Source organism: Paucidesulfovibrio longus DSM 6739, assembly GCF_000420485.1.
GTDB classification, from domain to species: Bacteria; Desulfobacterota; Desulfovibrionia; order Desulfovibrionales; family Desulfovibrionaceae; genus Paucidesulfovibrio; species Paucidesulfovibrio longus.
In genome coordinates, this window is sequence record NZ_ATVA01000014.1 from 189,195 (window position 1) to 212,251 (window position 23,057).

The 23,057-nt window shown below is 66.5% G+C and carries 30 protein-coding genes; 16 read left to right on the forward strand and 14 right to left on the reverse strand.

What is annotated here, in order from left to right; translation table 11 throughout:
* Nucleotides 1-122: 122 nt before the first annotated feature.
* Nucleotides 123-506, forward strand: a complete 384-nt coding sequence (locus G452_RS0109990) for a hypothetical protein (RefSeq protein ID WP_022662120.1) — start codon at nt 123-125, stop codon at nt 504-506.
* A gap of 65 nt (nt 507-571) precedes the next feature.
* Here the strand turns inward: G452_RS0109990 and G452_RS0109995 are convergent, their stop codons facing one another.
* A complete protein-coding gene (locus G452_RS0109995) occupies nt 572-1,105 on the reverse strand; it encodes a PsbP-related protein (protein ID WP_022662121.1) in 534 nt (177 codons plus the stop codon).
* A gap of 427 nt (nt 1,106-1,532) precedes the next feature.
* On the opposite strand from G452_RS0109995, the gene G452_RS0110000 reads away from it, so the two are divergent.
* Nucleotides 1,533-1,949 carry a PaaI family thioesterase gene (locus G452_RS0110000; RefSeq protein ID WP_022662122.1) on the forward strand — a complete coding sequence of 139 codons (417 nt, stop codon included), beginning with the start codon at nt 1,533-1,535 and terminating at the stop codon, nt 1,947-1,949.
* 1 nt (nt 1,950) lies between these two features.
* Here G452_RS0110000 and G452_RS0110005 read toward each other — a convergent pair whose 3' ends face one another.
* From G452_RS0110005 to G452_RS0110030, 6 genes are all read right to left on the reverse strand, one after another.
* Nucleotides 1,951-2,694 (reverse strand): SIR2 family NAD-dependent protein deacylase, encoded by a 744-nt coding sequence (locus G452_RS0110005; protein ID WP_022662123.1) that lies wholly within the window; start codon nt 2,692-2,694, stop codon nt 1,951-1,953.
* Nucleotides 2,691-3,455 carry a substrate-binding periplasmic protein gene (locus G452_RS0110010; RefSeq protein WP_022662124.1) on the reverse strand — a complete coding sequence of 255 codons (765 nt, stop codon included), beginning with the start codon at nt 3,453-3,455 and terminating at the stop codon, nt 2,691-2,693. Before G452_RS0110010 ends, G452_RS0110005 begins: the two co-directional genes overlap by 4 nt.
* Nucleotides 3,456-3,555: 100 nt before the next feature.
* Nucleotides 3,556-3,990: a thioredoxin TrxC gene (trxC, locus tag G452_RS0110015; RefSeq protein ID WP_022662125.1), complete on the reverse strand. Its 435-nt coding sequence runs from the start codon at nt 3,988-3,990 to the stop codon at nt 3,556-3,558.
* Nucleotides 3,991-4,070: 80 nt separating this feature from the next.
* A complete protein-coding gene (locus G452_RS0110020; protein WP_022662126.1) occupies nt 4,071-4,493 on the reverse strand; it encodes a DUF6941 family protein in 423 nt (140 codons plus the stop codon).
* Between the two features lie 15 nt (nt 4,494-4,508).
* Entirely contained in the window at nt 4,509-5,306 is a 798-nt protein-coding gene (locus G452_RS0110025; RefSeq protein WP_022662127.1) for a 2-amino-3,7-dideoxy-D-threo-hept-6-ulosonate synthase, read from the reverse strand.
* 85 nt (nt 5,307-5,391) lie between these two features.
* Nucleotides 5,392-6,141 (reverse strand): S24 family peptidase, encoded by a 750-nt coding sequence (locus G452_RS0110030; RefSeq protein WP_022662128.1) that lies wholly within the window; start codon nt 6,139-6,141, stop codon nt 5,392-5,394.
* 236 nt (nt 6,142-6,377) lie between these two features.
* On the opposite strand from G452_RS0110030, the gene G452_RS18940 reads away from it, so the two are divergent.
* Nucleotides 6,378-6,776: a DUF5675 family protein gene (locus G452_RS18940; protein ID WP_040368528.1), complete on the forward strand. Its 399-nt coding sequence runs from the start codon at nt 6,378-6,380 to the stop codon at nt 6,774-6,776.
* A 7-nt stretch (nt 6,777-6,783) separates the two neighbouring features.
* On the forward strand, nt 6,784-7,005 hold the full coding sequence (locus tag G452_RS0110040) for a hypothetical protein (protein WP_022662130.1): 222 nt from the start codon (nt 6,784-6,786) through the stop codon (nt 7,003-7,005).
* Between the two features lie 83 nt (nt 7,006-7,088).
* Here the strand turns inward: G452_RS0110040 and G452_RS0110045 are convergent, their stop codons facing one another.
* Together G452_RS0110045 and G452_RS0110050 are read right to left on the reverse strand one after the other, a co-directional pair.
* Complete coding sequence (locus G452_RS0110045) at nt 7,089-8,174, reverse strand: protein-glutamate methylesterase/protein-glutamine glutaminase (protein ID WP_022662131.1); 1,086 nt, start codon at nt 8,172-8,174, stop codon at nt 7,089-7,091.
* Nucleotides 8,175-8,258: 84 nt separating this feature from the next.
* The gene (locus G452_RS0110050; protein ID WP_081650569.1) at nt 8,259-8,561 is read right to left on the reverse strand and encodes a carboxypeptidase regulatory-like domain-containing protein; all 303 of its coding nucleotides are present in this window, start codon (nt 8,559-8,561) and stop codon (nt 8,259-8,261) included.
* A 181-nt stretch (nt 8,562-8,742) separates the two neighbouring features.
* Here G452_RS0110050 and G452_RS0110055 point away from each other — a divergent pair, with 181 nt between their 5' ends.
* Nucleotides 8,743-9,327, forward strand: a complete 585-nt coding sequence (locus G452_RS0110055) for a hypothetical protein (protein WP_022662133.1) — start codon at nt 8,743-8,745, stop codon at nt 9,325-9,327.
* A 75-nt stretch (nt 9,328-9,402) separates the two neighbouring features.
* Here the strand turns inward: G452_RS0110055 and G452_RS0110060 are convergent, their stop codons facing one another.
* Genes G452_RS0110060 through G452_RS0110070 form a run of 3 tightly spaced genes read right to left on the reverse strand, consistent with a single transcriptional unit; the run spans nt 9,403 to nt 12,655 of the window.
* Entirely contained in the window at nt 9,403-9,714 is a 312-nt protein-coding gene (locus G452_RS0110060; protein ID WP_022662134.1) for a hypothetical protein, read from the reverse strand.
* Nucleotides 9,715-9,729: 15 nt separating this feature from the next.
* The gene (locus G452_RS0110065; protein WP_022662135.1) at nt 9,730-11,877 is read right to left on the reverse strand and encodes a HEAT repeat domain-containing protein; all 2,148 of its coding nucleotides are present in this window, start codon (nt 11,875-11,877) and stop codon (nt 9,730-9,732) included.
* 4 nt (nt 11,878-11,881) lie between these two features.
* Complete coding sequence (locus tag G452_RS0110070) at nt 11,882-12,655, reverse strand: nuclear transport factor 2 family protein (protein WP_022662136.1); 774 nt, start codon at nt 12,653-12,655, stop codon at nt 11,882-11,884.
* 147 nt (nt 12,656-12,802) lie between these two features.
* Between G452_RS0110070 and G452_RS0110075 the strand changes: the two genes are divergently transcribed.
* Nucleotides 12,803-13,168 (forward strand): hypothetical protein, encoded by a 366-nt coding sequence (locus G452_RS0110075; RefSeq protein ID WP_155887652.1) that lies wholly within the window; start codon nt 12,803-12,805, stop codon nt 13,166-13,168.
* 30 nt (nt 13,169-13,198) lie between these two features.
* The gene (locus G452_RS18945; RefSeq protein WP_081650571.1) at nt 13,199-14,263 is read left to right on the forward strand and encodes a TRAP transporter substrate-binding protein; all 1,065 of its coding nucleotides are present in this window, start codon (nt 13,199-13,201) and stop codon (nt 14,261-14,263) included.
* 42 nt (nt 14,264-14,305) lie between these two features.
* Here G452_RS18945 and G452_RS0110085 read toward each other — a convergent pair whose 3' ends face one another.
* Nucleotides 14,306-14,512 carry a hypothetical protein gene (locus tag G452_RS0110085; RefSeq protein ID WP_022662139.1) on the reverse strand — a complete coding sequence of 69 codons (207 nt, stop codon included), beginning with the start codon at nt 14,510-14,512 and terminating at the stop codon, nt 14,306-14,308.
* A 597-nt stretch (nt 14,513-15,109) separates the two neighbouring features.
* Between G452_RS0110085 and G452_RS0110090 the strand changes: the two genes are divergently transcribed.
* The 9 genes from G452_RS0110090 to G452_RS0110130 all read left to right on the forward strand — a co-directional run bounded on the left by G452_RS0110090 (nt 15,110) and on the right by G452_RS0110130 (nt 21,346).
* Entirely contained in the window at nt 15,110-15,412 is a 303-nt protein-coding gene (locus tag G452_RS0110090; RefSeq protein ID WP_022662140.1) for a hypothetical protein, read from the forward strand.
* Between the two features lie 87 nt (nt 15,413-15,499).
* Nucleotides 15,500-15,955, forward strand: a complete 456-nt coding sequence (locus tag G452_RS0110095; RefSeq protein ID WP_022662141.1) for a hypothetical protein — start codon at nt 15,500-15,502, stop codon at nt 15,953-15,955.
* 170 nt (nt 15,956-16,125) lie between these two features.
* Complete coding sequence (locus G452_RS0110100; protein WP_022662142.1) at nt 16,126-17,016, forward strand: hypothetical protein; 891 nt, start codon at nt 16,126-16,128, stop codon at nt 17,014-17,016.
* A 215-nt stretch (nt 17,017-17,231) separates the two neighbouring features.
* The gene (locus tag G452_RS18950) at nt 17,232-17,735 is read left to right on the forward strand and encodes a hypothetical protein (protein ID WP_022662143.1); all 504 of its coding nucleotides are present in this window, start codon (nt 17,232-17,234) and stop codon (nt 17,733-17,735) included.
* The gene (locus G452_RS0110110; protein WP_022662144.1) at nt 17,725-17,994 is read left to right on the forward strand and encodes a hypothetical protein; all 270 of its coding nucleotides are present in this window, start codon (nt 17,725-17,727) and stop codon (nt 17,992-17,994) included. The genes G452_RS18950 and G452_RS0110110 overlap by 11 nt, the downstream gene beginning before the upstream one ends.
* On the forward strand, nt 17,994-18,443 hold the full coding sequence (locus tag G452_RS18955; protein ID WP_022662145.1) for a hypothetical protein: 450 nt from the start codon (nt 17,994-17,996) through the stop codon (nt 18,441-18,443). The genes G452_RS0110110 and G452_RS18955 overlap by 1 nt, the downstream gene beginning before the upstream one ends.
* 317 nt (nt 18,444-18,760) lie before the next feature.
* Nucleotides 18,761-20,218: a TerL gene (locus tag G452_RS18960; protein WP_155887656.1), complete on the forward strand. Its 1,458-nt coding sequence runs from the start codon at nt 18,761-18,763 to the stop codon at nt 20,216-20,218.
* Nucleotides 20,215-20,583, forward strand: a complete 369-nt coding sequence (locus G452_RS0110125) for a hypothetical protein (protein ID WP_022662147.1) — start codon at nt 20,215-20,217, stop codon at nt 20,581-20,583. The genes G452_RS18960 and G452_RS0110125 overlap by 4 nt, the downstream gene beginning before the upstream one ends.
* 106 nt (nt 20,584-20,689) lie before the next feature.
* Nucleotides 20,690-21,346, forward strand: coding sequence for a hypothetical protein (locus tag G452_RS0110130; protein WP_022662148.1), 657 nt, complete (start codon nt 20,690-20,692; stop codon nt 21,344-21,346).
* Nucleotides 21,347-21,429: 83 nt separating this feature from the next.
* Here G452_RS0110130 and G452_RS20620 read toward each other — a convergent pair whose 3' ends face one another.
* A complete protein-coding gene (locus G452_RS20620; RefSeq protein ID WP_022662149.1) occupies nt 21,430-22,986 on the reverse strand; it encodes a PP2C family protein-serine/threonine phosphatase in 1,557 nt (518 codons plus the stop codon).
* Between the last annotated feature and the right edge of the window lie 71 nt (nt 22,987-23,057).

Genomic DNA, 23,057 nt, shown 5'->3' on the forward strand with positions numbered 1-23,057 from the left:
GCCGCGTCCGATTTCGGCGTGCGAACCTCGCCAGGGGTGAAGTATTCTTTCCCTTTGTCCGAAAAGAGAACGCGGGCGGGGAAGCGCCCGAAAACGGACTGCAACGGCGACAAGGAGGCGTGATGGGACAGGTCATCGCCCTGGACCGCTGGCGTGAGCGCCGCCTGCCCGACCCGGAGCCGGTCGAGGCGAGGCGGCCCGTGTTCACGGCCGGGGATGTCTGGGGCCGCGATTACACCGACGAGGAGGCCATCCTGTTCGGAATGCTCAAGGTGCGCGACGCCCTGAGATACTACACGCCGTACGACGAGGGCCTGGACAGGCTCCTGCTGGACGCGCTCGAAGCGGCCTACCGCGTGGACGAACTGGGCCAGGCGCATCTCGGCAAGACAGTGGCCCCGCTCAAGGAATACATCCTCGACTACATGGACGAGGAAAACGTCAAGCACATGAAGACCGCGCTGATTCTGCTTGATCTGATCGAAAAATCGCCATCCTACAAATGAAAAAGAGCGGATCCGCCGGGGATCCGCTCTTCTCGTGCGCGCTCGCGCAGGGGCGTCGTTCCGGGCTACAGAACCCGAAGAGAGCGCCCCGCCGTGTCGAAGACGCTTTCGAATTCCTTGAACTGGTCGTCCTTGCAGCCGCCCGTGACCACGTAGGCCATCTGCTTTTCAATGACCGCGAAGCCCACCAGGGTCAGTTTCTGGTCGTCCACCTCGATGCTGTACTTGAAGCGGACGCCCTTGCGGTCGTTGATGGTTTCGGAAGCCTGCTCCAGGAACGTGAAGCCGGGCATGACCTGTGTCATGATCTTCTTGGCCTGCTCGATGTACTGCTCCGGGGTCATGTCCTGGCCCAGGCGCTCGCTGGTGACGCCGAAATTGGGGCGGCCCTTGGTGGATTCGCCGGGGGCGGCGAAGGAGACGAGCGTGCCCATGCCGTGCAGCTCTTCCCAGTCCGAGGGATGCGCCAGGGCAAAGCCGGCCTTTTCGTCCTTGTATTCGGAATAGCCGTCCGGCAGGCCGCCGGAACAGGCGGCAAGAGCCAGCAGGCAGAAAATCGCGCACAGGGCTCCGAGCCGTTTCCAAATCATGCCGTGCATTGTCTTTCTCCTTGAATTGACGATCGGTGCGGCTTTCCGCCGCTCCGCGCGATGTGTCACTTGATGCAGGCTGTTGCGGCGCGTGGCCGGGGAATCCCGACAAGGGCCGTGCGCCGCATGAAAGGCGACGCATCCTGCCGATATTTTCAGCAAACTAGCACACCCCGGTTGCACCGACAACACAAAGAGGCCCGGACTGGGTGGAAAACGTCTGCCAAACCGAAAAGCTATCGCAAACTTTACAATATGCGCATTGATCTGAAATTATGTAGAAATAATGGCAGATGAAGCCTGCGATGCGCAGGAACGCGAACCTCGCGTTTCGCGCTTTCCCGCGCTAGGATGCACGCAGAAGCACGGCGCAGGCAGGGCGCGTTTCGCGTCCGAGGCCGAAAAGCAAAGAACGCCAAGCCCAACGGAGAAGGCCATGCCCAAGGAATATCTGGAGGCCGTTGCCCGGCCCGGCCAGACCGTCAACCCGCTGTTCACCTTTCTCGGCCTGGAGCTGGCCGCGCTTTCCCCAGGCCGATGCACGCTGCGGCTGCCCTTCAAGCCGGGACTGGTCCAGGGCGGAGGCGTGATTGCCGGAGGCGTTCTCGCCACCCTGCTCGACGAGGCCATGGCCCACGCGGCGCTGGCCCTGAACGCGGCCGAGGGCCGGGGCAGGGTCGCGACCATTTCCATGGAAACGCGGTTTTTCGCCCCGGCAAGGCCGGAAGCGGACCTGGAGGCGTTCGCCCGCGTGATCCGGGGCGGGAAACGGGTGCTCTTCGTCGAAGCCGAGGCCGTGTCCGGGGAAACGCGCGTGGCCGTGGCCAGCGCCCAGTTCATGGTCCTGGGCTGACCTACCCCAAGAGCGCGTCCCGCAGGGCCGCGAGCGTGGCCCCGGCCGGACCCTGGAGAAAAACGTCCGTGATGCTCTCCGTATAGGAAGAAGGCTGGACGTTGACCTCGATGATCCGTGCGCCCGCGTGTTTGGCCATGTGCGGGATGCGCGCCGCCGGATGCACGTTGCCCGACGTGCCCACGATGAGCACGGCTTCGCATTTCTGGGCGGCGAGGGTGGAGAACTGGTACGCGCCCTCGGGAATGGGCTCCCCGAAAAAGACGATGTCCGGCTTGAGCAGCCCGCCGCAGATGGGGCAGGGCGGCGGCAGCAGATTCAGGCTGACCTCGCTTGCCGGCGTCTTGCGGCGGCATTGCAGGCAGTCCATGGCGGCCATGCTGCCGTGGAATTCGTGCACCTCCCGGCTGCCCGCGCGCTGGTGCAGATTGTCGATGTTCTGGGTGATCACGGCGTGCAGCCTTCCGGCCCGCTCCAGCTCGGCCAGGGCCAGGTGCGCGGCGTTGGGCTGGGCCAGGGGCAGGGTGTCGTAGAAGAGTTCCTTGAGCAGGGGCCAGACCTCGCCCGGATGCTGCATGAAGTAGCGCTTCTCGAAATATTTCGGATCCTGCTTTTCCCAGAGTCCTCCCGGCCCGCGAAACGGGGCGATGCCGGATTCGACGGAAATGCCCGCGCCCGTGAAGGCCAGGGTGTAGCGCGAGGCGCGGAGCAGGTCCGCGGCCTGTTCGATCAACTCCTGCATCATTTCGACTCCCCGCCTTTCAGATGGCGATCCTGCAACTCGCGCAGGCGGCCTGATTCCACCATGTCGCGCAAGCGGTTTTCAAAGGCGCCGGCCCTGGCCAGCTGTTTCGAGCGCAGGGAAAAGGCGAAGAAGAGCGGTTCGCCGCCTTTCAGCCGATACTCGCATTTGACGATGTTTCGATCCAGATGCAGCGCGTGCAGAACGGCGTCGCCCTCGTTCTCGTCGAGCATGACCAGATCCACCGTGCCCGCCAGGAGCAGCTTCATCAGCCGGGCCGCGCTGTCCTGCCGGACGAGCGGGATGAGGCGGTCCGTTGCGATGTCCTTGGGCAGGGGGGAGCCGCTGCGCACGCCCAGCTTCTTGCCGCGCAGGCGCAGTTGGCCGGTCACGGGCGGAGCCTCGCGCAGGCGGTAGAAGACCGCATCGGGCCGGACGGCATAAGCGGGGCGCACGAACAGCAGTTTTGCGGAAAGGCCGGGTTCGTCCTGCACGCCGGAGCCCAGGTCGGCCCTGCCGTCCGCGAGCATGGCCCGGCACTGCTCGCCCGCGCAGGGCACGAATTCAAGGTCGAGCCGCAGGGACTCGGCCAGCTCGGAAAGCACGTCCGCCTCCAGGCCGGCAGGCTCGTCCTGCACGCGGAAGAAAAAGGGCTGGCGTTCGGGCGCGGCCACGCGCAGCACGTCCAGCCTTCCGGCCGAGGCAGCGGCAGGGACGATCAGGCCGAGCAGGCCGAGCAGGCAAAGAAGAAGCTGGGTGCGCATGGGGGAACTCTACCGGGCCGCGCGACACGGCGTCAATGATGCGAAGGAGGGAAGGAGGGCGGAAGGCCGCGCCGTAGTCCCCCCCTCCGAGCGGTCGGCATCAGGCCAGTCTTGCCCTTGCCCAGCGCTCGATGTCGTGGGCGGACATGGCTCCGGGCTGGCGGGCGATCTCCCTGCCGTTCCGGTAGAGCGCCAGGGTGGGGATGGACTGGATGCCCAGCCGGGCCGCGAGGGCCTGTTCGGTTTCGGTGTTGACCTTGATCAGCCGGACGTGCGGGTGCAGCAGCCGTGCGGCCTCGGCGAACTGCGGGGCCATTCCCCGGCAGGGTCCGCACCAGGGCGCCCAGAAATCCACGAGCACGGGAACATCGGAGCGGGCGGTCTGCTTGAGGAAGAGCCGTTCGTCGGCTTCGGCGGGCGCGGGCTCGAATACGGGGCGGGCGCACTTGCCGCAGGCGGCCTGAGCCGCGCGGGAGAGGTCCACTCGGTTCACGGCGCCGCAACCGGGGCAGACCAGATGGATGGGTTCGCTCATGGGCGTCCTCCTTGTTCCACTGGAGATAAGCACGGCCAGTGGTTTGGCAAGGTCCGCCCGTGTGCCCGCAGGGCAGGGGGCTAGGCCGTGGGCGTGCCCTCTTCCTGGGGCTGGACGAACACGTACAGCGGCAATTCCTTGGCGATTTCGCGCTGCTCGCCCATCTGCACGGCCAGGACGATGTTGTGGCGGCCTTGCTGGGAAACGTTCAGTCCGGGCAGCCGGAAATTGACCTTGTGCAGGGACGCGCCGTTGGGCTGGACCGTGTTCGCGCCCAGGTTGTGCGCTTCGCCGTCCGGGCCCACAAGGCTCAGCCCCAGGGTGAAGGGTTCGGTCAGCGGGGGCACGGTTTCCCAGAGGGTGGCGATGTAGCAGGGCGGCACCGAGGCCGGGAGGCTGCGCACGGTGCCGTGCTCGAAGGCGCGGATGAACGAAGCGGAGCCGGATTCGCGGTCGATGATCACGTCGCTGCAAAGCAGCGCGTAAACGATTTTCGGAAGCATGGTCCTCCTCTATTGTCAGTTGTCCAAAATATGCAGGGCTTCGTCCACGGAGGCGCTCTCGTGGACCACGGCGTTGAGCGCCTGCACGAGCCTGGTCGGGTTTTCGTGCTGGAAGACGTTGCGGCCGATGGAAAGGCCTGCGCCGCCCGCCATGAGCGAGTTCTTGACCATTTCGAGCAGGTCGCGCGTGGAGTCGAGCTTTTCGCCGCCCGCGATGACCACCGGAACGCAGCAGCTTTCCGTCACGCGCAGAAAGGAGTCGGGGTCGCCGGTGTAGTTGACCTTGACCACGTCCGCGCCGAGTTCCATGCCCACGCGGGCGCAGTGCGCGACCACGTCCGGGGCGTACTCGTTCTTGATCTTGGGTCCGCGCGCGTAGACCATGGCCAGCAGCGGCATGCCCCAGTAGTCGGCGCGTTCCGCGGTGCGGCCGAGCTGTTCGAGCATCAGGGACTCGTTATCGTCGCCGATGTTCACGTGCACGCTCACGCCGTCCGCGCCGAGGCGCATGGCCTCCTCCACGGTGGTCACCAGAGCCTTGCGGTTGGGGTAGGGGGAAAGGGTCGTGCTGGCGGAGAGGTGCACGATGAGCCCGAAGTCCTTGCCTTCGGAGCGGTGTCCGCAGGCCACGCAGCCCTTGTGCACGAGCCCGGCGTTGGCCCCGCCGTTCACGAGCTTGGTCACGATGTCGCGGATGTCTTCCAGTCCCTTGATGGGGCCTACCGTGACGCCGTGGTCCATGGGCACGATGATGGTCCGCCGGGTGTTGCGGTTGAAGATGCGATCCAGCCTGAGAGCTTTTCCGGTGTTCATGGCACGGCTCCTTGTGAAGGGTGGATGACCGGGTGGTCACCAGACCTGTTTACCCAAACTCGCGGCGAAGCGCCAGCCTTTCGCGCTACTTGCGGGTCATGTCGCTCCAGGCCCAGACCACCTTGCCCACGATGGCGCGGCTGATGTCGCCCTCGTAGTCGCGTCCGAGGCGGTAGACCATGGGGGGAAATTCCTTGCTGTTGTCCGAGTAGAAGATCAGCTCCATGTCGTCGGCGGTCTTGTGCGTGGACACGCGCTTGACCATGGCCCCCGCGTCGTCGCCGCCGGGTTCGGTCACGAGCATGATCTTTCCGGCGGGCACGGGGTCGCGCTCGTTGCGGTCCACGAGCACGATGTCGCCGGGGTGCAGGGTCGGGATCATGGACTGCTCGTACTTGCCGATCTGCACGGCGACCATGTTCGAGCGGAAGCGCACGGCCTCGTGGTGCCGCCAGACGAGCACCCAGCCGTCGATGCGGTCTTCGGGAATGATGCCCGGCCCGGCCGCCACGGGAGAGGAGGCCAGGGGGACGGCGATATAGTCTTCGGACGCGGGCGGCGGAGAATCCCGGCCGACCTGCGAGCGCTCCGGGGTGACGAAGCAGACCTCGCGCGCGGCGTCCGCCGGATCATCGGGAAAGGCGATGCGCGCGCCGAGCTTGTCCAGGATGCGGCCCAGGGAATCCACCGTGAGCCCGCGTTCCCCGGAGAGAAACCGATTCAGCTGGGAGGGGTCCACTTCCAGGGAGTCGGCCATGCGCTTCTTGTTCGGGAAGCAGCTCCCCCGGCCCACGAGGTTGTTCAGCCGGTTGCGCAGATCATCCGTAAAGCCCATGCACCCTCCTTTGCCCGCCGGGTGGCGATGTTGTCTTCAACATTGGATATACTCATTTTTGGACTTTTGTCTAATGTTATTTGACAAAAGCTGTTGACAATTAATTAGTCATATGGCTATTCAAAACATGGCTGCGGCGTGGTCGGCGACGTGGGTTTTCTCCCGACCTTTGCAAGCGCCAGTCTATAATTTATCGTTTAATTGCGTAAAAAATTCATAAACAAAAGGGGAATGGAATGGATATGGATCTGGTTCGGCTGGAGCGTTCCGAGGACGGGGTCTTCGGGGTTTTGCGCTGCGGAGGTCGTGTCGTCTGCTGCACGCTGGAACCGCAGGATTTGGACAATCGACAAAATGTCTCCTGCATCCCTGAAGGGGAGTATGTTTGTCGTCGGACACATTCCAGCCGTTTCGGGGAGACGTTCGAGGTCTGCGCCGTTCCGGGCCGGGACCACATCCTCTTCCACGCCGGCAACACGCAAGGCGACACGCGCGGCTGCATTCTGCTCGGCCAGGGCGTGGGCATGCTCGGCGGGGTCCGGGGGATCATGGATTCCCGCAATGCCCTTTCGGGATTTCTGCGGCTTCTGGAAGGCCGCGACCAGGTCGAGCTGCGCATCCGAAACGCAGGGTAGGACGAGCATGGGCGACAGCATCTGCATCAAGGGGGCCAAGGCGATCTGCTCGGCGGTGGGCGAAAATCCAAAGGAGATAGTGCGGCTCGTGCGGGAAAAGGGACTGCCCGCCTGGAAACGCGAAAACCGGGGTTCCTGGCGGGCGCTGCCCGAGGATCTCAGCCGGTGGATGCGCGACCAGCGCAACCGCCACATTGATCCGGGCTGCTGCGATGATCTTCGGCTTTGAGCCGCGCGGATGGGAGAAGGAGACCAGAACGGACCGGAAACGAGGCGCGCTTCCGGTCCGTTTTCGTGCAGGGGCGTGCCTGCTCAGCTCCAGTTGGTCAAGGCCCGGCGGACCATCTCCGGAGCGATGGAGCCGAGCGGAAGCACCTCGCGGACGCCGCCGAGCTTGATGGCCTCCTTGGGCATGCCGAAAACCACGGAAGTGGCCTCGTCCTGGGCGATGGTCCAGCCGCCCGCGTCGAAAAGCTCGCGCATGCCCTTGGCGCCGTCGTCGCCCATGCCCGTCATGATCGCGGCCACCGCGTTCTTGCCCGCATACTGCGCTGCCGAGCGGAAGAGCACGTCCACCGAAGGGCGGTGCCGCGAGACCAGGGGGCCGTCCTTGATCTGGACGTAATACCGCGCTCCCGCGCGATTGAGCAGCATGTGCTTGTTGCCGGGCGCGATGAGCGCCTGGCCGCGCAGCATGGTGTCGTTGTCCTGGGCTTCCTTGACCGTGATCCGGCAGATCTGGTTCAGCCGCTCGGAAAAGCGCGCGGTGAATCCTTCGGGCATGTGCTGGACGATGGCCACGGCCGGGCAGTCCAGGGGCAGGGCCTGAAGGAACTGCGAGAGCGCCTCGGTGCCGCCCGTGCTCGCGCCCACCACCATCATTTTTTCCGTGGTCGAGATGGTGTAGCCCTTGCCCTTGGCGATGACCACGTCCGCGTCCAGCTTGGGCTGGACCTTGGCGTCGCGGGCCGAGAAGATCTCGCGCTTGCGGGGCTGGACCCTGGCCACGGCCTTGACCACGTCGCAGAGCCGGATGCGCGACTCCTCGAGAAATTTCTTGGTGCCCACCCTGGGCTTGGTCACGATCTCCACCGCCCCGTATTCCAGGGCCTTGAGCGCGTTGTCGCTGCCGTCCTGGGCCATGGAGGAACAGATGATCACGGGGATGGGATGCTGGGACATGATCTTGCGCAGAAAAGTCAATCCGTCCATGCGCGGCATTTCAATGTCCAGGGTGATCACGTCAGGAATTTCATGGCGCAGGCGTTCGGCGGCGACGTAAGGATCCGGAGCCGTGGCCATGACCTCGATGTCCGGATCCGATTCCAATATTTCCGTCATTGTCTGGCGGACCAGGGCTTGATCGTCCACCACGAGTACGCGAATTTTCTTGCTCATGCCCCCTGCCTTTTTCGGCGATGCAAAGGATTGGATAGTGGCATAATGAGGGAAAACGAGGTTTGACGCAAGAGGACGAGGCTGTCAGGGCATGATCTTCATGGAAACGATCACGTCCGTGGCCGCTTCGTCCATGTGCCGGGTCAGGGGCTTGTAGCCGCTGCGCGAAAAACGCAGCGTGGTTGGCCCGTCCGTGGAAATGGAAAGAGTGAAGCGGCCGTCCGGGCCGGTGACGGTATGTTCGCCCGTTTCCAGCGCCTCGACCCGCACCCCGGAAAGCGGTCCGCTCTGCCCCACGACAACGCCGGAAACCGCGCCGCGTCCCAGGGCCGGGGAGCAGAGCAGCAATACGAGCAGCACGGGGGCGAGAACCTGTCGTAGCAGCACGCGAACCTCACGGTTTGAAAAGGGCCGATTCGCCGATGACCTAGTGCATACACAAAATCAGCCCGACAGCCAATGCCCGGAAAGGCCCGCCCGCCTCGATCTTCCAGGCGGTTCACATTTTCCCTGCGGCGGGGTATTGCCCTTTCGGGCACATGCCAACCACTAGAGAGGAGAAACGCGTATGAAACGCTCACGATTCCCTGTTCGTATTTTCGGCCTGGCGGTTCTGGCGCTGACCCTTGCGGGCTGCGCCGCGCAGAACGTCGTGCCGCTGACCTACCCCGCCACCGTGGACAACGCGCCCTGGTGCCGCTGGGACATCACCGTGGTCGCCTTCCAGGACCAGCGTCCCGCCCCGAAGCTGCTCGGCACCCTCGACGAGCAGACCAGCTACGTCGCGGGATCGGACGTGGCCGAGTGGGCCACCCGCGCCATGTTTGAGGAAATGAAGGGCCGGGGCTGCTCCTGCCGCTACGTGGCCACGGCGGACAACGCCGGATCCGGCTTCGTCATCACGGGCGAGGTCCAGCAGGTCCAGCTCGACAAGGTCGGGCTGAGCACCTGGAAGACCCAGATGAAGGTGCGCTACACCCTGACCCGCGACGGCGAGCAGCTCTACGCCGCCACGCATACCGGCGTCGTGGAAAAGCCCATCGTGCTCGAACGCGACGCCACATCCCAGATCATGGCCGAGGGACTCCAGGACATCACGGTCCAGGCCGTGCAGGCCATGATTCCCGCCATGGAGAAGGTCAAGGCGTTCTAGAACGGAAAACCGCCTCCGGCGGTCGGGCGAGGCAATCCCCGGCTGCCGGAGGCGCTCTTTCAAGCGTTTTCGCGCTTACTGATTTCTCTTCATGTAGCCCTGACTTCCGTCGTCATAGGGCTTGTAGGGCAGGTTGACCCGGTCCTCGTACTGCTTGGTGCAGGCGGCGTAACAGCGGTTGTAGGCGTTTTCGGCCTTGATGCGCCGCTGGTACTGGGCGTCCGTTTCCGTTCCGGAAAAGCGGGGGAACGGCGGGCAGGCCGCAATGCACTTCTGTTCTTCGGCCTTCCAGCGCGCATTGGGAAATCCGCCCCCCTGGGCCTGGGCCGTGCCCGCGAAAAGCAGGCCCGCGCAGCACGTCAGTCCAATCATGCGGATCAGGCGCATCGATTCCTCCCGGCTTCAGCGGCGCAGCGTCCGGGCGCGCTCCAGGGCGCCCCGGTGTCCGCGCTTGGCCGCGCGGTCATACCAGCGCAGGGCCGTGGGTATGTCCTTTTCCACTCCGAGCCCGTGCTCGTACATCCAGCCCATGTTGAAATATCCCGCCGCGTCGCCCAGGGCCGAGGCGCTCCGGAACCAGCGCAGGGCCTTCTCGTTGTCCGGGGGCGAGCCCAGGCCGTCGCGGCGCATCTGGCCGAGCAGCACCTGGGAAGGCGAATGGTTCTGCCGCGCGGCCCGGAGCAGCACCTGGGCGGCGTCTTCGTATTTTCCGGATTCGTAGAGCGTTCTTCCCTGCGCGTATTCCCTGGCCAGCGGGCTTCCGGGCGCTTCGGGCGCGGCCGGGGCCGCAGCGGACGGCGGCGGGGGAGCATCGGCAGGCTTTTCCGCTTCGGGCGCGGGAGCGGCGGGAGGCTGCGCGGCTTCCTGGCGGGCGAAATCCGGATAGCGCGGATCCGGCGCAAGATCTTCCAGCGAAGTGGGCCAGGGATCGTTGCCGGTTCCTTCGGCCGCATTTGCCGTTTCAGCGGAGGCGTTGGTCTCGGCGGGCGAGCCTGCGTCCGCTTCCAGCGGCGCTCCGGTGGGGTCGATTTCGCGCAGGGCCTTTTCCGCAGCTGTGCGCACGGCGGGATCCGAGTCGCTCTTGAGGGCGCGCAGCTTGGGCGCGGCAGGCAGGGATATGGGGCCGATCTTGCCCAGGGCTTCGGCTGCGACCTGCCGGAGTTCCGGGTCGGAGCTGGTCAGGGCGTCCCGCAGTTCGGGCACGGCCTGCGCGGCCTTGGGACCGATGTTGCCCAGTGCCTTGGCCGCGGCCACGGCCGCCTGGTCCGGTCCGCGCTGGAGCAGCGCGGCCAGGAAAGACGCGGCAGGCGCGGCAGCGGCTCCGAACGAGGCCAGGGTCTGGGCAGCGGCCGTGCGCACCAACGGGTCGGTGTCGTTCAAGGCCCGTCCGAGTTCGTCCAGGGCGTGCAGCCCGGCCTCGCCCATGCTCCCCAGGGCCCGGGCGACGTTTTCGCGCACGCGCGCATCCGTATCGCTCAGGGACCGGGCCAGGGCGGCGCGGGCCGGAGCGCTGTCCGGACCAAGACGTTCCAGGGTCCGGGCGGCCCGCCTGCGCAGCGTCGCGTCCTCGCTGTCCAGGGCCCAGGCCAGGGCCGGAGCCGCGTCCGCTCCGCGTTTGACGATGAGGTCGGCGGCGGCGTTCGCGGTGTGTTCGTCCTTGCCGAGGTCACGGACGAGGTCGGCCACGGGGGTGCTTTCGGAAGCGCCGGAGTGTTGCCTCGTAGCGTTTTCCGAGTCTTCTTCCGAACCGTAATCGTCACCTTCCGAAGGGTGCCGATCTTCTTTGCCGCTGTTTTTGAATACTTTAATGGTTTCCGAAGCCACGTCACGGACCGATTGCGTGGTGTCGCCGGAAATGACCCCGTCCAGGGCATCGCGCGCGCTGGCCGGGTCGGGATCGATCTTTCCGAGGGAGCGCACCGCCTCGGCCCGGACCTTGGGGCTCTTGTCCTCGCGCATGGCCCGCATCAGCGCGTCGGCGGATTCGCGCGCGCCGGGGCCGATGCGGCCCAGAGCCATGGCCGCGTTGCGCCGCACCCAGGGGCTGGGGTCTTCCAGCAGCCGCTCCAGCTCCGGCGCTGCGGGCGCGGCGTCCGCGCCGATCTCGGCCAGGGCTGCGGCGGCGTTGCCGCGCACGTCCTCGACGTGGTCGTCCAGGGCGCGCGAAAGCGGACGGACCGCGTCCGAGGCGTTCGAGCCCATCAGCCCCAGAGCGATGGCGGACTGGATGCGGGCGAAGCGGGACTGGTCTTCCAGGGCGCGCGCCAGTTCCGGCACGGCCGGAGCGCCGATGCGCGAGAGGGCCTGGGTGGCGGCTCCGCGCAGCGCGGGGCTGTTGCCCCGCAGGGCGTCCACCAGCGCGGGCACGGCCTCGCTGCCGCGGCGCAGCAGCTCGTCCAGTGCGGCTGCGCGCACCTCGTCGTTTTTGTCGTCGAGCTGGCGCACGAGATTTTCCGCAGGAATCTTGCGCACGTCCGCCGGGGATGCCGCGCAGGGCAGCGCGATGCAGATCAGGAAAAGCAGAAGGGCGGTGCTGGCGATGCGGCTCATGGTGTTAGATGCGCATGTCGATGCCCCGGAGCTTCCATTCCGGGTATTCGAACACGAATTCCATGCGGAAGCGCAGCGTGCCGCGTTCATGCGGGAAATATCCCTTGAGCACGAGAACGCCGTCCGCGTTGACCGTGGGAGGTTCGCTGAAGACCGGGGAAATCTGGTCGAACCCGGTCAGATCCACCTGCTTGGAAATGAAGGGCTCGAAGGCCTCGAGCAGCTCTTCAGGACTGATGCGGCTGGCCCAAAGCGCCGATATGGAAGCATGGAACTGATGAAAGTCCTTTTGCTCCACGGCCTCGGCAAAGAGCTTGGCCGTGTCCGAGGCCATGCGTTCGAGCACTTCCTGGTCGGGGAGATCCTTGGTGATCTCCCGGCGGGCCAGGCCGGGAAGGCGCGCGTCGATGAAATGGATGCGCCATTCGCCTTCCTCGCGGACAAAGGTCAGGACCAGGGGGGTCACGGAACCGTCGTCCGCGTAGACGGTGCCTTCCAGCTCGCCGCTGTCGCCGACGTAGCTGCGCGAGGTCCAGACCGAGGTCATGTAGCGGTCCAGGGAGCCGCGCCGCAAAAACGCGCGCAGCTCTTCCGGGCTGACCGTGTTGCGAAAGCCCTTGGAAAGATAATTATAGGCTGTGTCGAAACGTCCGTCCCGTACGGTCTGGAAAAAGGCGTCCGCGTTCTGGGACATGCCCGTGGTCAAATTATTGACCACAAGAAGCCCCGCCAGGGCGACGGCGGCGAAGAACGCGAACAGGGCGAGCAGGCGGGTCATGCTACCTCCGAAAGGGGATCATCCGTTCAAACCGAGGATTGGGTCGTTTCCATACCGCTGCGGTGCAGGTCTCATACCAGTTTTCAGTGCGAAGCGCAGCCCCGCCGCCCTGTTGACTCCCGGTGCGCGCGGCGGCATGGTGAAAGCATGCGCAAAGCAAGGCGAACCACTGATTCCGGGCACGAACGAAGCTGCGCCGCCGCGCGGAAGGGGGTGCCCCTGCTGCTTGTCTCGGCGCTGCTGCTGGGCCAGCTCTGCCTCTGCGCAGGCTTGGCCCGCGCCCAGGGTACCGAGGACTGGAAGCGCCGGGAGCGCGCCTGCATCGCGGCCTGCCCGAAGCCCTCGCTGCGGTACCAGGCCGGGGAGACCGCCGCGAAACAGCGCGAGCGCATCGCCCAGGAGGACCGCTACAACGCCTGCTTTCTGCGCTGCACCCGCGACTATGTGCGACACTATCCCAATCTTGGCAAGGGCCAGGGAGGGGACAGCGTGATCTACTACCGCAAACGCTGAAGGCCGCCCTGCGCGGCCCTCGGGAGGAACATGCGTCGAAGGGATTTGCTCAAGGGTGTGGGACTGGCTGCGGCCGCCGTGGCGGTCGCGGGAACGGGAGCGCCCGCGGCCTTTGCGGCCAAGCGCCGGGAATGGCGTATGGCAACGGCATGGAGCCGGGACATGGACGTGTTCTGGGACGGGCTGGAGCGTTTTTCGGCCCGCGTCTTCGAGCTGACCGGGGGGGGCCTGCGCATCACCCCGCTTCCGGCCGGGGAGCTGGCCGGTCCGCTGGATGTCTTTCAGGCCGTGGCCGAGGGCCGCGCCGAAATGGGCCACGCCTCGGCCTACTATTGGGCGGACAGGATCCCGGCGGCCCAGTGGTTTTCCTCCGTGCCCTTCGGCATGGACAAGAACTGCCTGAACTCCTGGCTCTACGACGGCGAGGGGCTGCGCTTCTGGGAGCAGGCCTACGAGCCTTACGGGGTCGTGCCGCTGCCCATGGGGGACACGGGCGCGCAGATGTTCGGCTGGTTTCGCAAGGAGCTGCGCAGCGTTTCGGACCTCGTGGGCCTGAACCTGCGCTTTCCCGGCCTGGCGGGCAAGGTGTTGGAGCGGGCCGGGGCCAGGGTGGTCATGCTGCCCGGGCAGGAGCTGCGCGACGCCTTTGCTTCGGGCGCGCTGGACGGGGTCAACTGGATCGGCCCGCATCATGATCTCGCGCTGGGGCTGGCCGGGGCCGGGGCGTGGTACTATGGGCCGGGCTGGCAGGAGCCGTCCGGACGCATGGAAGGGCTGGTTTCCCGCGCCGCCCTGGAGCAGCTGGACGCGCCGCAGCGCGCGGCACTGCGGGCCGCCGCCGCCGAGACGGACCTCTGGATGCAGGCGCGGTTCGACGCGGCCAACGCGCTCTCCCTGGGCAAGCTGCGCGGGCTGGCCGGGGTGCGGGTGGCTTCCCTGCCGGATGAGTTCCTGAACCGGATCTGGGTGCTCAGCCGCGAGGTCATCGACGAGGCGGCCGCGGCCGATCCGCTCAGCGCGCGCATACACGAGGACTACATGCGCGTCTGGGAACGCAGCCAGACCTGGAACGCGTTCTCCGTCCTGAACATCTGAGCCCCGCGCGCGTCATGCACCAGGGGATCGGGCAAAGCCTGATCAGCCGTGGCTTTCGGCCGGAGCCTCTTCGTGGGCCGGGGCTTCGTGACCCGTCCCGGCGGCGGCGCCGTGGTGGCGCTCGATGTCCGGGGCGTGGAGCTTGCCCGTCTCGTAGGGCATGTCCAGCTTCTGGCCGATGACCGGGGCAAAGGCGACCGCGCCCGCGACCACCGCCGCGAAGATCAGGAAGGAAAAGAATTTCTTCATCGGATTACTCCTCGTTGCCTGCTGCCGAGGGTTCGGGCCACAGGGATATTTTCTCCGCACCGATAGCGCATTCATGAAGGAAAATCCACACCTGCGGAAAGACGACCGCAGCCTTGGCCCAGGTGTCGCGGCTTTGCCCGGCCATGAAAGAGCGTCGGCCATGAAAGAGCGCCTGCCACGAAAGAGCGCCGGGTAGGGAAGAGCGCCGGGTAGGGAAGAGCGCCGGGCACGAAAGAGCGCCGGGCAGGTGGCTCCGCATCGTCCGGGGAGGCGAAAGGGAGCGCCCTTGCGGAAAGAGCGTTGCGAACTCCGCTCCAAAGGGCGGGACGCTGAAAATGGGCTTTCCCGGATCGCATCTTCTCAACTTTTCAAAATGCAAATTTTCTTATATCGTCTCAGTATGTTTCGATATGCCTGCGTATTGAGGTTTGCAAAATGAATGGCATGGTGCGCCGAGGCATTGGCCGAGGCATTGGCCGGGACATTGGCCGGGACATTGGCCGGGACATAGGGCGGGCCGCGCTTTGCGCCGCGCTGGCGTTCTCTCTTTGCTGCTGCGGACCCTCGGCAGGGCCGGAGCGGAGCGTGGAGTGCGCCATGCAGGCCCTGGCACGGCTCGACGCCGTGGGCCTGGTTCATTATCTCTGCGCGGAAACGGCTCCGCCCGTGGACGAGCTGCGGCAAAGCATGGCCGAGGCCAGGGCGCAGGGAGCGCGCATGGAGCTGGCCGAGATGCGCTACGAGCTGCTGGAGCAGGACGGGGACGAGGCCCGCGTGCGCATGACCGGACTGCTCAAGGCGGACCATCCCAGCCAGGGCCCCAGCCGGGAGCGGCTGGACGAAACCGTGCAATTGCGTCTGGAGGACGGCCGCTGGAAGATCTGCGGCGGGCTGATGTGACGCTTTCTTCGCCGGGATCGCGTTGACCCTCTCCGGCTTTCGGGCTACCCAGAAGGACGCGGTTTCGCGCATGCAAGGAGAATCGGAATGAGCAAACGAATCCCGGCGATCGCTTCCCTGGCGGCGCCGCTCTGTCTTTTGCTGCTGCTGGGGGCCTGCGCCCAGACCGGCGAGCAGCCCGGCGATCCCCTGTCCGTGGCCAAGAAGGCCGTGGAGGTTTCCCTGGCCTACGACATGGACGGGCTGAGCGCCCTTTCCTGCGCGCAGATGCGCAAGGAAATCGAGGAACAGCGCGGCGACTTCGAGGAGACCATGAACATCCTCAAGGGCATGGGCGTCGATCTCAGCCAGGTGCGCTACGACATGAGCGGCGTGACCTTCGAGGTGGTCAGCCAGGGTGAGCTGACGGCCAAGGTGCACATGGGCGGCGTGCTCAAGGTCAAGGTTCCGGGCCTGCCGGAAGAGTCCCAGGAACAGAACCAGGACATCGAGCTGCGCAAGGAAGACAACGAATGGCTCGTCTGCAGCGAGCTCCAGTCCTGATTCCGGGGGCTTCGCTCCCCGGCTGCGGGGTCGCCGCCGTGCGGCCCGCCCGGCTCGGCCGCGCCCGGCCATATCGGCTTCCATTCCTTTCGGAGTTCCACTTCCCCGTTGACCCCCGGCAGGAGCGCCGCGTATAGCCTGGGCAGAGCAACCTGCAAACGGAGAAGCCCATGCCCCGCCTCGCATCCATTTCCATCGTCCTTCTTCAGTTCCTTCTGGCCGTCGCGGTCCAGGCCGGAACATCGTCCGCGAACGATTCCGGTCTCGTTGCCGGTCCCGCTCCCGATTCCCCGGAATATGCCGCGCGCATGGTCTACGAGGGCGGGCACAGCCTGAACTACGAGATGATGGCCCGGCACGCCTGCATGAGCGAACAGGACCGCGCCGAGCTGAAGGCCTTTTTCGAATCCCAGATCGCCGAGCTGCGCGCCGCCGGAGTTGATTTCGACAAGATCGGCTACGATTTCAGCAAGGTGGAATATACGCTCCTGGAACAGGACCAGGATCTCGCCCGCGTGCGCATCAGCGGCCCGTATGCGATCCTCTCGCCCACAGGCCCGCAGTGGGACGAGGATCCGGACGTGGTCATCGTTCAGCGCATCGGCGGGGAATGGAAGATGTGCGGCGACCAGACCCGTTCCAACCTGCCCCTTTCGGATTACCGGGTCTGGCTTGAGAACCCCTCGGCTTTGGCCGGGGAGGCGCCGGAGTCCGGTCCCTCGCCCGTGGAGGTGGCCCGCGCCTTTTGCGAGGCGGTCTACCGCATCGACGCCCAGGCCATGCAGGCCAACATGTGCAAGGCCATGCGCGATTCCGGCCTCGTGGACATGGCCGAGGGAGCCCTGCGCGAGTTCGAGGGCATGGACGTGAAGTGGGCCGACGTGAAGCACGATTTTTCGGGCCTGCGCTACGAGCTGGTCCGCCAGGAAGGCGGCATGGCCGAGGTCCGGCTCACCGGCACCTACAGGCGCGAGCATCCGACCCTGGGCGGCGAGGAGCAGCAGGAAAACCAGCTCTTCACCCTCAAGGCCGAGGACGGCCGCTGGGTCGTCTGCGAATGACGCATCCGGCGCGGGCCTTGGTTGTCCGGACCGTTGCCCTTTGCTGAAAAGCAGCCCCTTGCGGGGCTGTTTTTTTTTGGGGCCGTCCCCTGCGGAATCGCCCGCCGAGCCGTCGTCAAGGGGGCAATCGCGTCCTTTTGCGCCGCTTTCGGCTTCCTGTTTTGTCCGACCCGGAAAACCGGGGCTAGGCTGCGGGCAAATCAAAGGAGGTTTGCATGGCGATACCGATCGTGGGCGCGTTGGCAGGGTTGCTTTCCCTCGTGGTGGACGGGGTGCGCGAGCATCTCAGAGGCAATCAGGAAATCCGGCGCGCCGTGGTGGAAAACAAGGTCAGGCTGGCCCAGTCCAGCCAGGAGTTCAACCAGGCCTGGGAAATGAAGCAACTGGAAAACGCGGGCTGGAAGGACGACGTGCTCTTTTACGCCTGGCTCGCGTTCTTCGTCTGGTCCGGGTTCGACCCGGCGGGCGCAGGCGAGGTGCTGCGGGCCTGGGAGGCCCTGCCCGACTGGTTTCTTCAGGTCACGTTCTGGATCGTGGCGGCCGTGCTCGGCGTGAAGAAGATCGGCGACTACCTGCCCGGAACCCTGCGCGGGGTGCGCTCGGCCCTGGGGCGGGAAGCGGCCGCGGAAAACGCCGGAGCGGACCAGGGCGCAGCGCCCACGCCGGGAAGCGGCCCGTCCGCGCCGGGCCTGGTGGGAGGATCGATCCATGAGCGTTGACGCACAGGGCTGGCGGGTGGATCGGCGCATCAATCTGGCCACGCTGCTGACTCTCGGTTCCTGCCTGCTCATGGCCGTGACCGCCGGGGCCGGACTGGGCGCGCGGCTTCAGGTGCTGGAGGAGAAGCTCTGCACCCTGGAGCGGCGCGTGGACGAAGCGCGCGAGGCCGCCATCAAGGTCGAGCGCATCGAGGAGCGCGTGCGCGGCATTCAGGAAATGCTCGTGGACATCCGCACGGAACTGCGCAGGAGGACGTGATGGCCGCCAGGACGTTTTCCCGGAAACAGCGGAGCGCGTTTCTGGAATCGCTGGCCCAGCACGGCAACGTGACCCAGGCCGCGCAGCATGCGGGGCTGGGCCGCTGGAAGGTCTACGAGCTTCGCAAGCAGGATGCGGAGTTCGCCCGCGAATGGGAAGAAGCCCTGCGCGAGAGCGAGGACCGGCTGGAGGCCGAGGCCGTGCGCCGGGCCGTGGACGGAGTGGAGGAGCCGTATTTCTACCAGGGCGAGCAGCGCGGCGCTTCGCGGAAGTATTCGGATCAGCTGCTCATGTTTCTGCTCAAGTCGCGCCGACCCGATCGCTTCGGGACAGGAGCGGCCGGGGAGGAGGACGGTTCCGGGCAGACCGGTTCCGGCTCGGTGGTCTTCGAGCTGCACCTTGCGGGGGAGCCGCCCGCAACGGACGAAAGCGAAGAGCTTCCCTGCTGATTTTGCAGCCGGGGCGGCTCCCGGCAGCCGCGGTCTTCCGGTCGGGCCGTTGGCCGCGCACGGGAGCAACCTGTCCGGGCGGATACCGCGTTAGCGCCCGCCCGTTTTCATGCCGTGCGCACATTCACCGCGCACGTTTGCCGCGCACGTTTGCCGCGCACGTCCGTCACGCACCTCCGGCGCGCATCCGCCGCATTCTGCCGGAACGTTTGCGGGCCGCTCCCTCGGCCCCCTGTCAACAGGGAAAAAACGTCCTTTTCCTTTCCTCTTTCCCGCCCGTTTCATCCGGCCCGAAAAACCGGGGCTAGGCTCCGGCCATGAACACGACAGCAGAACTCACAAGACGGATACGGTACGTGGCCTCGCCGACCCTGGCCCGCTTCCACGCCTCGAACGCCTTCTATCGCGGCGTCATGGGGCCTGTCGGCTCCGGCAAGTCCACGGCCATGTGCATGGAGCTGGTGCAGCGCGCCCAGCGGCAGCGGCCCGGCCCGGACGGCATTCGCCGGAGCCGCTTCGCCGTGGTCAGAAACACGTATCGGGAACTCGCGGACACCACGCTGAAGACCTGGCTGGACTGGTTTCCGGAAGATCTCTTCGGGCGCTTCGGACATTCGTCCATGACCCACGTGCTGCGTTTTGCGGACGTGCGCATGGAGGTGCTCTTCCGGTCGCTGGAGCGGCCCGGCGACCTCAAGAAGCTGCTTTCCCTGGAGCTGACCGGGGCCTGGTTCAACGAGGCCCGCGAAATGCCCAAGACCATCGTGGACGCCATGGGCGACCGCGTGGAGCGGTATCCCGCGAAGCGGGACGGCGGCTGCGCCTGGGCCGGGGTGATCATGGACACCAACCCGCCGGACACGGACCATTGGTGGTATCGGCTCGCCGAGGAGGAGCGGCCCGGCGGATGGGAGTTCTTCAGCCAGCCCGGCGGCGTGGTGGAGCTTTCCCCGGACGGGGACGGGCCGCGCTTCGCCCCGAACCCGCAGGCCGAGAACCTCGACAACCTGCCGCCGCACTACTATGCCCGGCGCATGGCCGGGAAGCCCGCCGACCACGTCCGCGTCTACTATTGTTCCAAGTACGGCAGCGTGCAGGACGGCAAGCCCGTGTTCCCGGAGTTTCGCACCTCGGTGCACGTGGCCCGCGAGGAGCTGCGCGCCGTGGAAGGCGCTCCGTTGCAGGTGGGGCTCGACTTCGGCCTGACCCCGGCGGCGGTGTTCGGCCAGCGCCTTGCTTCCGGAGCCTGGCTCTGGCTGGGCGAACTGGTGGCCGAGGACATGGCCATGACCCGCTTCGCCGAGGAATTGCGCCGGGTTCTCGCCGAGCGCTGGCCCGGCCTGGAGGTGCTCGTGCACGGCGACCCCGCCGGAACCCAGCGCTCCCAGGTGGACGAGCGCACCCCCTTCGACATTCTGCGGGCCTCCGGCATTGCGGCGCGTCCGGCTCCGAGCAACGATCCGCTGCTGCGGCGCGAGGCCGTGGCCCTGCCCCTGACGCGCATGGTGGACGGCAGGCCGGGCCTGCTCGTGGATCCGCAGTGCCGGGTGCTCATCAAGGGCATGGCCGGGGCCTACCGCTATCGGCGCGTGGAGCTGGCCGGGGAGGAACGCTACAAGGACGAGCCGGAAAAGAACCGCTATTCCCACGTCTGCGACGCGGCGCAATACCTGATGATCGGGGCGGGCGAGGGCCGGGCCGTGCTCGGCTGCGAATCCGGGCCGCGACCCGCCAGGGCAGAGAACGCCTACGATCCGTTTCGGAGGCGCGCATGAGCCGCTCGGGATTGCTGGTGCCGCCGCCCTGCCACGCGCACTATCCGGTTGGGGAATATCGGCACTTGCGGCTTTTCGACGATGCCGGAACCTACGGATACGCCGCGGTTGCCGAACGGGAGGACTGCCTGGAATTGCACCTGGAGGTGACGCGCTGGGGCGCGCGGGCCAGGCTCGGACTGCTGCGCGACCTGGAATGGCTCAAGGCGCAGGCCCGTTCCCTGGGCAAGGTCCGCATCACGGGGATTCGCCAGGAGCCGGACAACAGGCCGGACCCGCGCTGGGCCAAGTTCACGCGGCTGTACGGCTTCACCGGCCAGTGCGTGCTTCAGGCCGCGTTCCTGGAGCTGGACGGAGAGCGGTAATCCTCTGGAGGACGGCGCTGCCATGAACGGGCGCGCGCACGCGGAGCGCTTGACGAGGCGGCCCGGCCCTGCCTAGGGTGTGCCCACTTTTGCCGAGGAGAACTTCATGCCCATGTTCCGCAGTCCCTTGATCGCCGCCCTGTTGCTGGCTTGCCTTTGCCTGATCGCAGCGGCGCCTGCCCGCCCCGCCCTGGCCGAGGACGAAATCTCCCGGGAGGAGGCCCTTGCCCTGCGCCGGGCCTACGACGAGCAGCGCACGCATGAATATCCGGATGTCGGCGTGGACAAGGCCCTGGCCGCTGCCGCGCGGGTTTTCGAGCTGGCCGACGGCGGATACGCCGTGCTGATCGGCAAGGGGGGCGTCGTGGCCCACCGCGAGCGCGAGGCGAGCCTGTTTTCCGCCGAAGCCGGGGACTATTGGTACGTGGATGCGAGGCCTTCCGGAAACGGCGTGGTCATGCGCATTCGCCGCACTTCCGAGCCGGATCCCCGGACCTCCCTGGACGCGGAGGAGCAGAAAGCCCTGCCCGGCAGGCTCGTGGACCCCGCGACCCTGGACCCGGAAGAAACCTGGCTCTCGGAGCTGACCGATTCCGGCGCGGCCTACGCCATCTTCTTCAAGCGCATGGACTGGCTGCTGGCGCGCAACAATTACTGGCTCTACTGCCGCGCCGCCGAGGAGTACGTGAAGATGGAGAAGCTCGCGGGCACGCTCGACTCCCTCTGTCGGGACGCCGGAGACAAGCGCCCCTCGCTTCGCTAGAGAAAGGCGGAGCAGGAGTCGGCGCGGTCTTCTCTGCCGCCGCGCAAGGTTCTGCGCCGGAAGGATGAAAGCTGCGGGCCGATTCAGTCGAAGCGGATTTCCAGAATGGAGAAATCGTCCTCCCAGCCCTCGCGCCCGGCAAGGCTCTGGGTGTGGCGCATGAGTTCGTCGAGACAGGGGCTTTTCGTCCCGGCAGGCCCGCCTTTTCCGGAGCCGTTCCCGCCCGCCATGAATCCCTCGAATTCCTCGAAGGTCCAGATGCGCCCGTCCGTGCATTCGATTTCGTAGACCCCGTCCGAAAAGACCAGGAGCCGTTCGCCCGGAGCGATGTCCGCTGCGTCCGTGACGTAGGCCTGCCCCGGAACGCAGCCGAGCAGCATGTTGTGGGTGAAGAGCCTGCGCGCTCCGTCCGGCCCGAAGAGCAGGGCCGGAGGGTGGCCCCCGCCCGCATAGGTCAGCGTGCGTTCGCGCCGGTTCCAAACCCCGTACCACATGGTCAGGAACATGTTGTTGTGCCGCTCCATGGGAAAGGCGTCGTTGAGCGCGGCCAGCACCTGGCCGGGATCGCGATAGTCCACGTCCTGGAGCATCCGCGAGTGCAGCACGTTCATCACCGAGACGGAAAGCAGGGCCGCGCCCACGCCGTGGCCGCTGACGTCGTTGAGGTAGATGGCGAAGTGTTCGTCGTCGAGCCAGTGATAGCCGAAGGCGTCGCCGCCCAGGGAGCTGGACGGCACGTAGCGCCAGTCGCAGCGGAGCGGGCCGGCGGCCTGGGGCGGGGGCAGCAGGCGGCGCACATATTCGGCGGCGGCTTCCAGCTCCGCGGAGAGCAGGTCCAGGGTCTGGTTCAGCTCGCGGGTCCGCTCGCTGACGAGCTCTTCCATGTGGTTGTAGAGCTTTGCGTTTTCAATGGCGATGGAAGCCTGGGCCGAAAAGGCCAGGAGCCGCGTTTCGTCGCGCGGGCTGAACGGTCCGCCCCGTTTGTTCAGGGCCTGGGTCACGCCGATGATGCGCCCTTCCTTGTTCACGACCGGGCAGCAGAGGATGGTCCGGGTGCGGTAGCCCGTGCGGCGGTCCGTTTCCGGGTCGAAGCGTTCGTCCGCGTAGGCGTCCGGGATGTTGATGGGGTCGCCCGTGCTGAAGACCCGGCCCGCGATGCCCGCTGCCTGGGGAATGCGGATTTCCCCCACGTCCAGGCCCTGGGCCACGGGGGACCAGAGTTCGTGGCGTTCTTCGTCGTGCAGGAACAGGGTCGAGCGTTCCGCGCCGAGCAGGCGCGTCACCGAATCCATGATTTTCGCAAGCAGGCGGTCCAGGTTCAGCTCCGAGGAAAGGGCCAGGATGACCTCGCGGAACTGGTCTTCCTCCTGGCGCGCCTCCAGGGAGGATTCGCTGGCCAGGGCCAGGTGCCGCAGCAGGGCGGCCACGGTTTCGGCGCGTTCGTCCTCGCCCCCGGCGACCGAGCCGAGCAGCCTGCCGTGCAGCCGGACTTCGTGCGCCGGGCCGCACATGTCCTGCGGGCTTGTGCCGTCGAGCAGCACCCCGCCGTCCGGCGCGAACACGCGGACAGGTCCGAGCCGCTCCACGAGGTCGGCGACCCCCGTGCGCGCGAGCAGGCGATCCAGCAGGCATTGATCCATACGCTTTTCTCCCCCAGGGGCCGGTTCGCGTCAAGGCGTAACCTGCGCGCGATGCGCGGGGACGCGATTTG

Coding starts and splice junctions, on each gene's coding strand:
- G452_RS0109990 (WP_022662120.1), top strand. CDS start 123: ATGGGACAGGTCATCGCCCTGGACCGCTGGCGTGAGCGCCGCCTGCCC.
- G452_RS0109995 (WP_022662121.1), bottom strand. CDS start 1,105: ATGCACGGCATGATTTGGAAACGGCTCGGAGCCCTGTGCGCGATTTTC.
- G452_RS0110000 (WP_022662122.1), top strand. CDS start 1,533: ATGCCCAAGGAATATCTGGAGGCCGTTGCCCGGCCCGGCCAGACCGTC.
- G452_RS0110005 (WP_022662123.1), bottom strand. CDS start 2,694: ATGATGCAGGAGTTGATCGAACAGGCCGCGGACCTGCTCCGCGCCTCG.
- G452_RS0110010 (WP_022662124.1), bottom strand. CDS start 3,455: ATGCGCACCCAGCTTCTTCTTTGCCTGCTCGGCCTGCTCGGCCTGATC.
- trxC (WP_022662125.1), bottom strand. CDS start 3,990: ATGAGCGAACCCATCCATCTGGTCTGCCCCGGTTGCGGCGCCGTGAAC.
- G452_RS0110020 (WP_022662126.1), bottom strand. CDS start 4,493: ATGCTTCCGAAAATCGTTTACGCGCTGCTTTGCAGCGACGTGATCATC.
- G452_RS0110025 (WP_022662127.1), bottom strand. CDS start 5,306: ATGAACACCGGAAAAGCTCTCAGGCTGGATCGCATCTTCAACCGCAAC.
- G452_RS0110030 (WP_022662128.1), bottom strand. CDS start 6,141: ATGGGCTTTACGGATGATCTGCGCAACCGGCTGAACAACCTCGTGGGC.
- G452_RS18940 (WP_040368528.1), top strand. CDS start 6,378: ATGGATATGGATCTGGTTCGGCTGGAGCGTTCCGAGGACGGGGTCTTC.
- G452_RS0110040 (WP_022662130.1), top strand. CDS start 6,784: ATGGGCGACAGCATCTGCATCAAGGGGGCCAAGGCGATCTGCTCGGCG.
- G452_RS0110045 (WP_022662131.1), bottom strand. CDS start 8,174: ATGAGCAAGAAAATTCGCGTACTCGTGGTGGACGATCAAGCCCTGGTC.
- G452_RS0110055 (WP_022662133.1), top strand. CDS start 8,743: ATGAAACGCTCACGATTCCCTGTTCGTATTTTCGGCCTGGCGGTTCTG.
- G452_RS0110060 (WP_022662134.1), bottom strand. CDS start 9,714: ATGCGCCTGATCCGCATGATTGGACTGACGTGCTGCGCGGGCCTGCTT.
- G452_RS0110065 (WP_022662135.1), bottom strand. CDS start 11,877: ATGAGCCGCATCGCCAGCACCGCCCTTCTGCTTTTCCTGATCTGCATC.
- G452_RS0110070 (WP_022662136.1), bottom strand. CDS start 12,655: ATGACCCGCCTGCTCGCCCTGTTCGCGTTCTTCGCCGCCGTCGCCCTG.
- G452_RS0110075 (WP_155887652.1), top strand. CDS start 12,803: ATGCGCAAAGCAAGGCGAACCACTGATTCCGGGCACGAACGAAGCTGC.
- G452_RS18945 (WP_081650571.1), top strand. CDS start 13,199: ATGCGTCGAAGGGATTTGCTCAAGGGTGTGGGACTGGCTGCGGCCGCC.
- G452_RS0110085 (WP_022662139.1), bottom strand. CDS start 14,512: ATGAAGAAATTCTTTTCCTTCCTGATCTTCGCGGCGGTGGTCGCGGGC.
- G452_RS0110090 (WP_022662140.1), top strand. CDS start 15,110: ATGCAGGCCCTGGCACGGCTCGACGCCGTGGGCCTGGTTCATTATCTC.
- G452_RS0110095 (WP_022662141.1), top strand. CDS start 15,500: ATGAGCAAACGAATCCCGGCGATCGCTTCCCTGGCGGCGCCGCTCTGT.
- G452_RS0110100 (WP_022662142.1), top strand. CDS start 16,126: ATGCCCCGCCTCGCATCCATTTCCATCGTCCTTCTTCAGTTCCTTCTG.
- G452_RS18950 (WP_022662143.1), top strand. CDS start 17,232: ATGGCGATACCGATCGTGGGCGCGTTGGCAGGGTTGCTTTCCCTCGTG.
- G452_RS0110110 (WP_022662144.1), top strand. CDS start 17,725: ATGAGCGTTGACGCACAGGGCTGGCGGGTGGATCGGCGCATCAATCTG.
- G452_RS18955 (WP_022662145.1), top strand. CDS start 17,994: ATGGCCGCCAGGACGTTTTCCCGGAAACAGCGGAGCGCGTTTCTGGAA.
- G452_RS18960 (WP_155887656.1), top strand. CDS start 18,761: ATGAACACGACAGCAGAACTCACAAGACGGATACGGTACGTGGCCTCG.
- G452_RS0110125 (WP_022662147.1), top strand. CDS start 20,215: ATGAGCCGCTCGGGATTGCTGGTGCCGCCGCCCTGCCACGCGCACTAT.
- G452_RS0110130 (WP_022662148.1), top strand. CDS start 20,690: ATGCCCATGTTCCGCAGTCCCTTGATCGCCGCCCTGTTGCTGGCTTGC.
- G452_RS20620 (WP_022662149.1), bottom strand. CDS start 22,986: ATGGATCAATGCCTGCTGGATCGCCTGCTCGCGCGCACGGGGGTCGCC.